Annotated in this window: 13 protein-coding genes; 3 read left to right on the top strand and 10 right to left on the bottom strand. The window is 60.5% G+C overall.

All coding sequences use genetic code 11. The features are described from left to right. Positions 1-37: 37 nt before the first annotated feature. Genes PAQ31011_RS06000 through PAQ31011_RS05990 form a run of 3 tightly spaced genes read right to left on the bottom strand, consistent with a single transcriptional unit; the run spans position 38 to position 2274 of the window. Positions 38-730: an amino acid ABC transporter permease gene (locus PAQ31011_RS06000; RefSeq protein WP_039394375.1), complete on the bottom strand. Its 693-nt coding sequence runs from the start codon at positions 728-730 to the stop codon at positions 38-40. A gap of 2 nt (positions 731-732) precedes the next feature. After that, positions 733-1425, bottom strand: coding sequence for an amino acid ABC transporter permease (locus PAQ31011_RS05995; protein ID WP_150574997.1), 693 nt, complete (start codon positions 1423-1425; stop codon positions 733-735). A 15-nt stretch (positions 1426-1440) separates the two neighbouring features. After that, the gene (locus PAQ31011_RS05990) at positions 1441-2274 is read right to left on the bottom strand and encodes a transporter substrate-binding domain-containing protein (protein WP_150574996.1); all 834 of its coding nucleotides are present in this window, start codon (positions 2272-2274) and stop codon (positions 1441-1443) included. Between the two features lie 236 nt (positions 2275-2510). Here PAQ31011_RS05990 and PAQ31011_RS05985 point away from each other — a divergent pair, with 236 nt between their 5' ends. After that, the gene (locus PAQ31011_RS05985) at positions 2511-3389 is read left to right on the top strand and encodes a LysR substrate-binding domain-containing protein (RefSeq protein ID WP_150574995.1); all 879 of its coding nucleotides are present in this window, start codon (positions 2511-2513) and stop codon (positions 3387-3389) included. A 36-nt stretch (positions 3390-3425) separates the two neighbouring features. Here the strand turns inward: PAQ31011_RS05985 and PAQ31011_RS05980 are convergent, their stop codons facing one another. After that, positions 3426-3884, bottom strand: coding sequence for a MarR family winged helix-turn-helix transcriptional regulator (locus PAQ31011_RS05980; RefSeq protein WP_150574994.1), 459 nt, complete (start codon positions 3882-3884; stop codon positions 3426-3428). A 177-nt stretch (positions 3885-4061) separates the two neighbouring features. On the opposite strand from PAQ31011_RS05980, the gene PAQ31011_RS05975 reads away from it, so the two are divergent. Then, positions 4062-4472: an organic hydroperoxide resistance protein gene (locus PAQ31011_RS05975; RefSeq protein ID WP_150574993.1), complete on the top strand. Its 411-nt coding sequence runs from the start codon at positions 4062-4064 to the stop codon at positions 4470-4472. A 26-nt stretch (positions 4473-4498) separates the two neighbouring features. Next, a complete protein-coding gene (locus tag PAQ31011_RS05970) occupies positions 4499-5839 on the top strand; it encodes an epoxide hydrolase family protein (RefSeq protein WP_150574992.1) in 1341 nt (446 codons plus the stop codon). 96 nt (positions 5840-5935) lie between these two features. Here PAQ31011_RS05970 and PAQ31011_RS05965 read toward each other — a convergent pair whose 3' ends face one another. The 6 genes from PAQ31011_RS05965 to PAQ31011_RS05940 all read right to left on the bottom strand — a co-directional run bounded on the left by PAQ31011_RS05965 (position 5936) and on the right by PAQ31011_RS05940 (position 12450). Continuing rightward, the gene (locus tag PAQ31011_RS05965) at positions 5936-6508 is read right to left on the bottom strand and encodes a DUF1993 domain-containing protein (RefSeq protein WP_150574991.1); all 573 of its coding nucleotides are present in this window, start codon (positions 6506-6508) and stop codon (positions 5936-5938) included. A gap of 118 nt (positions 6509-6626) precedes the next feature. Then, the gene (locus tag PAQ31011_RS05960) at positions 6627-7490 is read right to left on the bottom strand and encodes a class I SAM-dependent methyltransferase (protein ID WP_150574990.1); all 864 of its coding nucleotides are present in this window, start codon (positions 7488-7490) and stop codon (positions 6627-6629) included. A gap of 95 nt (positions 7491-7585) precedes the next feature. Next, the gene (locus PAQ31011_RS05955) at positions 7586-8482 is read right to left on the bottom strand and encodes a LysR family transcriptional regulator (protein WP_150574989.1); all 897 of its coding nucleotides are present in this window, start codon (positions 8480-8482) and stop codon (positions 7586-7588) included. A gap of 38 nt (positions 8483-8520) precedes the next feature. Then, positions 8521-9228 carry a cysteine hydrolase family protein gene (locus PAQ31011_RS05950; RefSeq protein ID WP_150574988.1) on the bottom strand — a complete coding sequence of 236 codons (708 nt, stop codon included), beginning with the start codon at positions 9226-9228 and terminating at the stop codon, positions 8521-8523. 172 nt (positions 9229-9400) lie between these two features. Then, positions 9401-11350 carry a hypothetical protein gene (locus PAQ31011_RS05945; RefSeq protein ID WP_150574987.1) on the bottom strand — a complete coding sequence of 650 codons (1950 nt, stop codon included), beginning with the start codon at positions 11348-11350 and terminating at the stop codon, positions 9401-9403. A gap of 173 nt (positions 11351-11523) precedes the next feature. Continuing rightward, positions 11524-12450: a nickel/cobalt efflux protein RcnA gene (locus PAQ31011_RS05940; RefSeq protein ID WP_150574986.1), complete on the bottom strand. Its 927-nt coding sequence runs from the start codon at positions 12448-12450 to the stop codon at positions 11524-11526. Positions 12451-12553 lie beyond the last annotated feature (103 nt).

The following is a 12553-nucleotide window of genomic DNA, read 5'->3' as shown; positions in this document are numbered from 1 at the left end:
TCGCGCTCTCCTTCTTAAATCGTCTTGAACCCTGCGCTTACGCCAGTCCCGCGCGCTGGCGGGCGATACGTCGCTCCAGCCAGCCGGCGAATCGGGAAATGGCGAAACACAACACAAAATAGAACGCTGCGAGCACGAGGAACGTTTGCAGCGGCTTGGTCAGCGTGATCGTATTGACCTGCGCCGCCGAGTACGTCAGTTCCGGCACGCCGATCACGTAAGCGAGCGACGTCGCCTTGATGATCGATACGAACTGGTTGACGATGGACGGCAGCATGTTCGCGAGCGCCTGCGGCAGTTGCACGTAACGCATGCTTTGCAGCCACGACAGCCCGTTCGAGCGCGCCGCTTCCATCTGCCCACGCGGCAGCCCCTCGAGACCTGCGCGCACGATCTGCGACAGGAAGGCGCTTTCGTAGACGATGATCGCGCACACGGCCGTAGTGAACGCCGAGACTTCGGCCCCCACCAGCAGCGGCACAGCGAAGTACGCCCAGAAGATGATCATCAGCAACGGAATGCCGCGCACGAAGCGTGTCCAGATACCGGCGAGGCGTCGCATCCAGCGCCACGGCGAGACCTGCGCCAGACCGATCAGCACCGAAATCGGAAACGAAATCACCAAGCCCAGTGCCGACAGAATCAGCGTGATCGCCACACCGCCGAGCGGTCCGTTGGGCCAGCTGCCGACGAGGAACAGTGCGAGATAGTCGTGAAGAATCTCGAACATCGTCAGACTCCCGAGGGCGCCGTGCGGCGCTTGGCGAAGTGCTCGGAGAGCGCCATGAGCGCGAGCGTGCCGATCAGATACAGAATCGTGGCCACCAGAAACACGTCGAAGGTACGGAACGTCAGGTTATCGATCTGACGCGTGCGGTACAGCAACTCATGCACGCCGATCGCCATCGCGAGCGAACTGTTCTTGAACAGCAACAGCGACTGGTTGAGCAATGCGGGCAGCGCCACGCGAATGCCTTGCGGCAGAATCACGTAGCGAAACGACTGCAAGTACGTGAGACCGATGGACCACGCGGCTTCCTGCTGCGTATGCGGAATCGCACGCAGGCCCGAGCGCAGGTCTTCCGAGATGAACGCGCCGGCGTTGAGCGCCAGCGCGATCGTCGCGAAGAAGAACTCGGTATTGCCCGCGTTGATCCAGTCGCGCAGACCTTCCGGCAGTAGTTGCGGCACGCCGAAGTACCAGACAAGAATCTGCACCAGCACCGGCACGTTGCGGTGATACTCCACCACCACGATCACGAAGCCCTTGAAGAGCTTCACCGGCAGGGCGCGCAGCGTCGTGAGCACGATGCCCACGACGATGGCCAGCATTCCCGAGACCACGAACAGCTTGAGCGTGGTCAGTACACCGTCGCGGAATAGCTTCAGGTAACCGTCTTCGAGCAGAAACGAGAGATCGAACATTGTGCGACGTCTCGCTCACTGCACCTTGATCGGCTCGACCTTGTAGTCGCGCGTGAACTTGTACACGGACTTGCTGCCGAGCCACTTCTCGAAGCTGTCCTGCAAGCCGTTCGTCTTGTCGTAGTCGACCAGAATCTTGTTCACGGCTTCGCGCAGCGCCGGCTCGCCCTTGTTCATCACCACGCCCCAGCGCTCTTCGAACACCGGCTTGGTCAGCAGACGGTATTGCTGTCCGCCCTTGGCGGCCGCTTCGTTGGCGAAGCGCGCGAGAATCAGTTGCCCCGCCACCAGCCCTTCGACCTTGCCTTGTTGCAGCGCGAGGAACGCCGACGAGATGTCGTGGAACGTCAGCAGATTCGAGTCGGGCAGGCGCGTGACCGACACCGCCGCCGAGCTGGAACCTTCCGAGGCGGCGATCTTCTTGCCCGAGAGCTGATCGAGCGTCTGCACCGGCGAGTCGGCGCGCACCAGCACGCGAATCGGGGCGACGAAGTACTGATCGCTGAAGTCGACCTGCGCGGCGCGGGCCGGCATCCACGCGACGGCGGCGGCGAGCACGTCGACGCGGCGCGTCTTGAGTTCGGGGATACGGGCGTCGGTCGACAGGGCGCGGTGTTCGAGCTTCACGCCGAGGCCTTTCGCGAGCGCGGTGCACACGTCGACGTCGAAGCCGACGATCTTGCGCGTGGCGGCATCGGGAAATGCATACGGTTCGCTGGCGTTTTGCGTGCCGCAAACGAGCGTGCCGCGCGCCTTGATGTCAGCCAGCTGGTCGGCGTGCGCCAGGTGCGTGATGCCCGTCATGGCGAGTGTTGCGAACAGCGCGCCGGCAAGGTGTCGTTGCCACATGATCCTGAGTCTCCTTGGGTTTGACCGAAGGCGTATCGATTCGACGGATTCGATGTCGTGTGCGCGAAAGCAAATGACGCAAATCGATTAGCGGGGGACCGATCAATGCCGGCTTCCACCCCCGGTCACATAAATATTGCTTGAGTGTCAGGCAGGTTATCCACCAAAATTCTCCAGAACAATTTAATTTTTATCCCGGAAACATTAACGTTTCTGAAGTATCAAGGCGGACGACCATGCGAAATCTCGATATCGATCTGCTGCGGACTTTCGTCGCGATTGCGCAGCATGAGACGTTTGCGGCGGCCGCCACACGCGTGGGTCGCACGCAGTCGGCCATCACGCAGCAGATGCAACGGCTTGAGCAGGAAATGGGTTGCCCGCTGTTCGAAAAGCAGGGGCGGCAGAAGACGATGACGACGGATGGCGTGCGTCTCGTCGCGTATGCCAATAAGATTCTCGCGCTCAACGATCAGGCGGTGCAGGTCATGCAGACGCGCGGACCGGCGGAGAAATTGCGCATCGGCTCGCCGCACGATGTGGCGGAGTCGATTCTGCCGAGCATGTTGCGGCGCCTGTCGAAACTCTCGGCGGAATTACAGTTGGAGATCAACGTCGGACGCAGCCCGCACTTGATGGACGCGCTGCGCGATAACGAACTCGATCTCGCGATCTCGACGCGTTACGACGAAGGTTTTCCCGGCATCAAATTGCGCACGTCGCCGATGGTGTGGATCTGTGCCGACGACTTCATCTTCAACTCGTCGGCCCCCGTGCCGCTCGTGATGGCGGACGAGTTGAGTCTGTTCCGTCGCCTGTCTATCGAGCGGCTGAATGCGGCGGGCATTGCGTGGCGCACGAGCTTCATCTCACCGACGCTCACCGGCATCAAGGCCGCGATCAGCGCGGGCCTGGGTGTCACGGCCCGCACCACCGAATTACTCGACGCCAACATGCGCGTACTCTCGGAGGCCGACGGATTGCCGCGCCTGCCCGACGTCGCGTTCTATCTCTACGTGCAACCGACGTGCACGAGTCAGGTCCTGCGCGAGTTGTTCGAGTCGACGGAACACATCGCGACGCGCTTCGGACCGCCGTTTCTGATCGGCGAGTGATGCACGGGCGATGCGTGGCAGACGACGCTCGGCCGTTCAATCGCCGTTAGCGTGCTTAAGCAGGCTGTCGCGCATTTTCGCGACGGCCTTCTGCGTGCGGTCGAACTCCTCCGGATCGAGGCCCGTCGCCGCAATCAGATCGCGCTGCGCACCCTTCTTGCGCAGTTGCTTCCCTTCCTCGGTCAGACTGACGATGACCTGCCGCTCGTCGGCGGGATCGCGCTGACGTCGCAGATAGCCGAGTTCTTCGAGCTTCTTCAGGATGGGCGTCAGCGTGTTCGACTCCAGGAACAGCTTCTCGCCCAGTCGCTTGACGGAAAGATTGTCGTCCTCCCAGAGCGCCACGATCGTGATCCATTGGGTGTAGGTGATGCCCAGTTCATCAAGGATCGACTTGTAGGCGCGGCCGAAGGCCAGATTGGCCGAGTACACCGCAAAACACAGGAAGTCGCTGAGGTTCGGCAGCGGGGCGTCTGTGGGCTTGGATTTGCTCATGATGTTCAGTTCTCGTGGGTTCGTTCAATTTGACCATAATATACATCGCATCCGATTTAATCGGAAGGTGTTGACTTTTGATTTCGCCTGTCGCATTATTCATCGCATCCGATTACATCGGATACGAGCAAAAGACAATTCACAGGCAATCTCAACCCAAATCGAAAGGAAAACATCATGGCTAGCAAGATCCTCTACACCGGCAAAACCCACACCACCGGCGGCCGCGACGGCTCGGCGCTCAGCTCCGACGGCAAGCTCGACGTCAAACTGTCCTCGCCCGGATCGAGCGGTCCCGGTACGAACCCGGAGCAGCTTTTCGCCGCTGGCTGGTCGGCCTGCTTTATCGGTGCGATGGGGCTGGCCGCCGGCAAGCTGAAGATTCAGCTGCCCGCCGACACGGCCGTCGACGCCGAAGTCGATCTCGCCAATGAAGACGGCGCGTACTTCCTGAAGGCACGCCTGAACGTCAGCCTGCCGGGACTTGAGCGCGACGTCGCCCTGGCGCTCATCGACGCGGCCCACCAGACCTGCCCGTACTCGAAGGCGACGCGCAACAACATCGACGTCGAACTCAACCTCGTCTGACGCCTCTTTCCCCCGAGACACAGAAAATGCATTCAGCAAAACTCCCTCGTCGCGCCAGCCGCGCGCATCCGATTCGTGTGCTGGCGGTGACGACTGCACTCGCGTCCATCGGCATGTTTATGCCCGCGTGGGCCAGCGCCGCGCAGCCGTCGCAAGCCGCACCGTCGGCAAGCGCGTCGACACAGGCCGTGGACACGTCCATCCGTCCGTTCCAGTTCCACGCGTCGGAGCAATCGTTGAAGGACTTGCGCCAGCGCATCGCTGCCACCAAATGGCCGAGTCGCGAACTGGTGAACGACGGCACGCAGGGCGTGCAGCTTGAGACGATGAAGAAGCTCGCGCAGTACTGGGCGAACGACTACGACTGGCGTCGTGTGGAGTCGAAGCTGAATGCCTTGCCGCAGTTCGTGACGAACATCGATGGCGTGGATATCCATTTCATTCACGTGCGTTCGAAGAACAAGAACGCGTTGCCCATCATCGTGACGCACGGCTGGCCGGGGTCGGTCGTCGAGCAACTGAAGCTGATCGATCCGCTCACCAATCCGACGGCGCACGGCGGCAGCGCCGACGACGCGTTCGACATCGTGATTCCTTCGCTGCCGGGCTACGGCTTCTCGGGCAAACCCAACGAACTGGGCTGGGACCCGGCGCACATCGCCCGTGCGTGGGAGGAGTTGATGCGACGGCTCGGCTATCAGCACTACGTCGCGCAAGGTGGCGACTGGGGCGATGCCGTGACCGAGCAGATGGCCGTGCAGGCACCCCCGGGATTACTGGCGATTCACACGAACATGCCCGGGGCCGTGCCCGACGAAATTCAGCGCTCGCTCGACGCGCACAAACCGGCACCGGCGAATCTGTCGGCGGACGAGAAGCGCGCCTACGAGCAGCTCGACTTCTTCTACTCGCATGGCCTCGCCTATGCGCAGGAGATGACGGCACGTCCGCAGACGTTGTACGGCATCGAGGATTCGCCCGTCGGCCTGGCGGCGTGGATGCTGGATCACGATGCGCGCAGTTACGAGTTGATCGCGCGTGTGTTCGATGGAAAGCAGGAAGGTCTGACGCGTGACGACGTGCTCGACAACATCACGCTGTACTGGCTCACGAACACGGCGGTGTCGTCGGCGCGACTGTATTGGGAGAACAAGCTTGCGTTCTTCGCGCCGAAAGGCATCAAGATCCCGGTTGCCGTCAGCGCGTTCCCGGATGAGCTGTATCAAGCGCCGGAGAGCTGGGCGAAAAAGGCGTTCCCCAACCTGATCTACTACAGTCGTCCGGCCAAGGGCGGCCACTTCGCCGCGTGGGAGCAACCGGATACGCTGAGCCACGATCTGCGTCTGGCGTTCAGGTCGGTGCGTTGATCGTACAGCGTTGAATGCATTGAGTGTCGCGAGAAATGAGAAGGGCGGAGAAATCTCCGCCCTTCGTCCATGCGTCCCTTCGTCGCCGCAGCAGGCTTAGCCCTTGGGCAGCGTGCCCGGACGCAGATACGCGAGCGCATGCGCTACGTACTCACCCTTGCCGAGTTCCACGCCGTGCTGACGCAGAATGCTATAGGCGGTATTAGTGTGGAAGTAGAACTGAGCGAGTGCCCAATCGCGCGCGTACTGCTCGCCGGTCATGTCGAACACCACGCCGTTGGGCAACTCAAGCGCGATATCGATGTATTCGCCTGCGTCGAGCGCGTTGCCCGGCAACGCTTCGAGAAATTCGATGGCGGTCGCGAGGCGCGCTTTAGCCTCAGCGAAGGTGCCCGGATGCTGACTGCTGTTCCAGCCTTCGCGTTGAATCTCTTTCGTGGCTTCCGGAATGGCTTCGCCACGCAGGCGATGCACCGGCTCCATCGACAGGTAGCTCGCAAAGCGCGCCTGTGCGGCGAGCGGGTACATGTCGGGTGCGAGACGCAGCGTCATCAGCGCGTCGGCATCCTTGCCTTTCGCTTTCTCGTACGCGGCCGCCTTGTCGAGCCACGCGCCATGGCTACGCAGCATGTGCAGGAATGTAGGGATGAGAAGTTCAGTCAGCGTCATGCGGTCCCTCCGGTGGACTTTTCTGGATACGCGCGGCAAACCGCACCGCCGGGGCAGCATATCGCGATCACGCATGTTTCGCAGTACAGGACAACGAAAAATCTTCTCAACCGTCGCGCTACGTTGTCGCGATCAGTAACTCCTCGGCGTTCGCCGGGGGATGCAGGCCGTCGGTACGATGGGCGAAGTAACGTGCTGTAAGCGCGGCGGCGGACACGTGCTGCGCATCCGCAAACCCGTTCTCGCGAGCGAACGCCATCATGTCATCCGGCGTGAAGAAGCTGATGAACGGCGTGCCGCTCGCGCGTGCGCCTTTCTCCGCCATCTCCAGCCCCGGTCGCACCTCCGGATCCGCCATCTCCAGCGGCAACAGAAACGTCATCGCCAGTGTCGACCCGTCGCCCGCGAACGACGCCACCTCACGCAGCGTCGCGCCGTTGGCCTCGCGCGTCAGATACATGCTCACGCCCGTCGAAACGATCACGGCGGGCTGGCTCGCGTCGAAGCCATGTTGCAACAATGCGTCACGCCACGACTCTCCCGCTTCGAAATCCACGGGCACGAAGTGCAGCCAGTCCTGCACGCCGTAGCCCAACGCGATGAGACGGTCGTGCTTCCAGCGCTGCGGCCCCGGTTTATCGACTTCGAAAATCGAGAGCGATCCGGCGAGTTCGGGATGACGCTGCGCGAAGCTGTCGAGGCCCGCGCCGAGAATGACGTATTGCCGCACGCCACGCTTCATCTCTGCGATGACGAGGTCTTCGATGTAACGCGCCCGCGCGACGATGGACGCGCGAAACGGACGCGTGAACGCCGGGTGCATGTCTCCACGCTCGCGCCAGTCGTCCGGCGGTGCGAGCAAGCGTAGGCCGACGTCGTCGGCTAGCACCGGCGGCTCTGCATCGACTTCGAGATGCAACGCGCGCCAGAGCGCCACGCGCGCGGCGGTGCTTTCGGGGGCGATGTCTTTCGGATCGGTCATGAGAACGGCCTCGCAAGATCGGAACGAATTCCCGGATTCTGACACGAGGCGCGCAGGCTTGTCTGACGGTCGTTGTTGCAGCGCCGGTGATGCGCTCACGACTCGCGATAGTGCTCCGTCATGAAGCCGATGAACGCGCGCACCTTCGGGTTGACGTGGCGCGTCTGTGGATAAAGGGCGTAGTAGTGGCTACGGCCGAGGGTGCATTGCGGTAGCACGCGCACGAGCGTGCCGAGCGAGAGTTCGGCGCGCACCGTGCGTTCGGTAAACGCCGCGATGCCGCTCCCCGCGAGCGCTGCGGCAAAGAGCGCTGTGATGGCGTCGGTGGTGAATGCGCCGTCGAGCGTCACACGATGTACCTGAGCGTCCGGCGCGGTGATCGTCCATGCGTCGGGCGAGTTTGCTCCTGCGAAGCGCAGACACTGATGCGACGCGAGTGCTTCCGGCGTGCGAGGCAGTCCGGCTTGCGAGAGATAGGCGGGGGAGGCGACGAGCACCGTCTCCGATGCCGTCAGCAGTTTCGCCTGAAGATTGCTGTCGGCCAGCGGCGTGCTGCTGATGCGCAACGCGACGTCGAACCCTTCCGCGAGCAGATCGACGTATTGATCGCTGCAAGACAACGTCAGATCGATGTCCGGATAACGCAGGCGAAACGCGGGCAACCACGCGGGAAGTTCGAGCGTGCCGATGGCGAGCGGCACTGTCACGCGCAACGGACCGCTCGGCTGTTCGCGCTCGTCGGTCATGGCGTGCGTCATGGCGTCCACGCGCGCGAGGATATCGACGCAATGCCGGTGGTACCGCTCACCGGCAGGCGTGAGCGAAAACTGACGCGTGCTGCGATTGACCAGTGCCACCCCCAGCGCGCTTTCCGTCTGCTTCAACTGACGCGACACGCTCGAATGCGACATGCCCAGCATCTCACCCGCCGCCGAGAAGCTGCGCGCTTCGACGAGTGCGTGAAAGATGCGCATTGCCAGCAATTGGTCCATGGGGTCGGGCAGGGTGAGAGGTGGCGCTTGGTTGACGTTCAGCGCAGTGGCAGTTGAAGCATCTGAGCGGTCGTCACCACGTCGCCGAAGGTGTCTTCGATCTCCGCGAGGGCTGCGCGATGCAGTGCTGCGCTCTCGACGCGGGTGCCGTCGGCGCGTGCGATGTCACGGGTCGCGGTGGCGTCCGATGCTACCACGACGCGATAACCCAACGGCACGGCGTCGCGCGCTGCGCCAGCGACGCAGGCGTGCGTCATCAAGCCCGTGATCAGCAGCGTGTCGACGCCGAGTTTCTTCAGACGTGCGTCGATATCCGTGCTGGCGAAAACGCTAACAGACGTCTTCTGTAACACCGTGTCGCGGGCACGAGGGGCAGCGCCGGGCGCGAAGGCGACCGTCTTTCCATCGATGGCGAAGACCGCAGCACCAGCAGGCGCGACGTGCTGAATCTGGAAGACAGGCATGCCGGTGCGATCGGCCAACGCGAGTAGCTTCTGCGTGTTGGCGAGCGCCGACGCGCCCTCCGGAATCGGCATGCGGCCGGTGAAGTATTCGCTCTGGAAGTCGATCACGAGAAGCGCGGTGCGCTTCGGGTCGAGATGATCGATAGGTGCCGCGCCGAGCATGGCGCGGATTGTTGGCGCGGACGCGCTTTGCGATTCGCCTGCGTTGACGGCAGACGCCGCCGCAGAAAGCGACAGTCCGAGCGTCGCGAGTTTCAAGGTTCGAAGCAGGAAGTGCGTCATGGGTCATCCTCGGTGGCGATCGTTGAGGTGCCCAGTCTAGGAAGATGCGACGTCGCGAACCAGACGGCGTCGCGCACAGCATTTGTGCGTGGAGTGCACGAATCTTGAAGTGGCGGATGCGCCAACTCCGTCCAGGTCTGACACGGAGGGAGTTGGCAAACGGACGGCGTGTTTAGTTCGAGCGCACCATGCGGTGCTTCTTCATGAACTCGCTAAGGCTGTCTGCCCCGACAAAGTCCTTTACTTCCGCAAATTTCCGCTTCGTGACCGTGTTCGCCATGAGACCCCGAAGGTCGTCGGAAGCCGCCATAGCCCTCAACTTTTTGAAGGTGTCGTTGTTCAACGGCCGCATGGCCCAGTTGACCGTCAGCTGCATCGCATCCGCTCTGTCCTGCCACGAGAGATTGTTAAAGGAAGGAGGCATGTCAAACGCGGTCCCGCTGCCGTTCATGTACATGCCGCAAATGGACAGAAGGTTTCTTTCGGCCCACTTCATCCTTTCTGACGAGTTGTAAGGAACGATGAACTCTTCGCCAGCCTCCTCCGGCGTCGTTTCTACCTTGTCGAGACCCAAGTGCTCCCTGGCGAAAGCGAATTCTCTGTCGGACACCGCGTAATTCTCCGACAACCATGCGTTAGCTGCATCCTTGCCGATGATATCGGTTATGGTCACTCGGTAGTAGTCAGACATAATCGCCGAGAAATCTTGCAATGCAAAGTATTTCCCACGGCCATCCGCCCATTCGTCAAAGCCGTCAAGAATGTCCATCACGGCCGCGCGTTTCTCAGCACCTTCCTTGTTAATCAACACCCTTTGCAAATCAGAACCAATACTCCAATAATAATAATCCCTATTGTGATTCCACTCTCTATTGTTTCTGATTCTTGCTTGAGCCGATTCTTTAAAACTTTCTTGCAATTTCAGCTGCTTGCCTCCCTTCAGTCTAGCAGCAATCTCCTTCGAAAAATCAGTGAACTCCAACTTGGCTCTATCACAATAATTTCCGATTATACCAAGTGCTTTTTTTCCACCGGATGCAGCAAACATGCTCGATAGATCACTTTTGAAGAACTCGCGCAGCAACTTGGCACCGGCCGATTGCGTGTCTTCGTCCAGGCGGGCCAACCTCAAGACGATCTCCCTCATGACAAGATTCGCGTCCCTTCCGTCATCGACGATCTTGTCTACTCTATGTCTCAGTTGATCTGCAAAGTAGGTGCGCACTCTCTGATCACCCTGAACATCCGGGTTCAGACTCGCAATTTCTTCCCAATCGGCAAAAATTCCGTGTGGTAGGAAGACATAGCCGGTCGTCTCTCCAAGACACTTGAGCGCACCGGAAGTATCTGCCTCGTTTAGTGCCAGCGTTGCCGGCAAATCCTCAAGGTCTGACTTGGGAATTTGTTTGATTTTCTCCGGAATAATTTCACAGAGCCGTATCAACGCGATCAGACGATATCTCGGCCGGAAGGTACTGACATCACCAAGCAGATCCAATATGAATTTGTTCGATGAATCGGCACTATCTTGACCCAAATGTTCGAGGCAGCTATTTATTGAGTTTTTTATACGTCTGTCCAGCATTTCCTTCATACTGGGTCTATCGTCATAATCAATGGCGTTATATAGCTCCTCAATAATCTCCCAGCGCATCTCCCGCTGCGAATCGGATCCGGTGATGACGGAAAATTCCATCAGTCTTCCTAATCTTTCCTCCCCACGACCACACGACTTCCGCAACAGTTTGTGGTAGTCATCCGCCGGAAACCCGCGAAACTGCGCCGGACTGCTGCGCATGAATTGCAAGCCGTCACCTTCGTTATTTTTTGCCTCAGCATTCACGACTAACTTTACCGCCGCCTGAAAATCGGCTCTGAGGCTTTCGTATTCGCCGCTTGCTTTGTCGCACATCCAATAGGGGGGGAGCACTTCCGGAAATGTCGTGTCTCCTCGCCATTCGGTTTCGCCGTCCCTCGACACCGCAAGCGACGCTGGCGCTGCAAGTGTTAGATCCGAAGTTATGGTCGCCTCCGAGTCGGACCGGTTACCGGACCGGTCCTCGGGTAGCTCGACGGGCAATTGCGTCTTGTTGACGGCCAAACCGGTTGAAATCGCATCCATGATCTATCTCCTTCGGTGAATGGAGATTTCATAGTGGTTCCGATCCGTCGACGCCCTTTGGGTTGCCGACATTGACCTGTCGGATTCATGTGGCGGGTGATTCACGTTGGGCGCTTCACCTCGACATCCGCCGATATTTCCCCCAACGCCGACTGCTCGGAAGGAAGTCCGCTTCAAACGTTCAGAAGCAGATGCGCCGCGCCTCGATAAATGACGAACGCGCCGACCAGCACGATCACCGCGCCCGAGAAATACGGCGCTTTACGTGCGAACTCACCGAACCCGCTCCAGCGGCGTGACACGTGCCGGACGCTGAGCGCTGCCAGCGCGCCAGACGCCACCATCGTCATCGCAAGTCCGATGCTGAAGCACAGCACCAAGCCCGCGCCGAGCGCGAAGCGCTTCAGTTGCAAACACAGCAGCAGCACGGTGATCGAAGCCGGGCATGGGACGAGTCCGCCGGTCAGACCGAACATGACGATCTGACCTGTCGTGACTTCGCGTCCGGAGAAGCGCTTTTCAATGTCGCGGGCATGGGCGCGCTCGTGGGCGTCCTGATAATCCGCGCTGCGGAGCACAGGTGCATGCGAGTGATCATGCGGCATGGCATGCGACGGATGGTCATGGACGTGGCGATGGCTGTGGTCGTGCTCCGCGTGATAGTGCGTGTGCCCGAGCTCATGGTCGTGCTCATGGTCGTGTTTTTGCCCGTGATCATGCGCAGGCCCATGGTCGTGATGCTTCGTGCTCGACGCGCCGGCGTTATCGCGCCACGTGCGCCACAGCATCCACGCGGCAACCGCGAGAATCAACACGCCGGACGCCACCTCGAAGTACGGCTCGGTCGCTTCGGCATTCCAGTTGCGTCCGAAATACATGCCCGCCATCGCGACGAGCCAGACCACCGCCGTGTGCGATACCGTCGCCGAAAGACCGAGCAACACGGCCTGTCCGACGGTGCCGCGTACCGCCACGATAAAGGCTGCCATCATCGTCTTCGAATGGCCCGGTTCCAGACCGTGCAACGCGCCGAGCAGTATCGCGCTCGGGATAAACAGCCAGGCACTGCCTTGCTGGAGAAGGGTCGGGAAATCAGCCATGACACGTGACTCGGTAGGGTTATTCGATACCTCGCAATATACTCCCCACCAGTATCTTCGTGTTAGGATTTTTTCATTCGATTTTCAACGACAGGGGCGCGAC

It is taken from the genome of Pandoraea aquatica (genome assembly GCF_902459565.1).
In the GTDB taxonomy this organism is placed as follows: Bacteria; Pseudomonadota; Gammaproteobacteria; order Burkholderiales; family Burkholderiaceae; genus Pandoraea; species Pandoraea aquatica.
The sequence above is the reverse complement of the archived record's forward strand: the minus strand, read 5'-3'. Positions and strand labels throughout refer to the sequence as shown.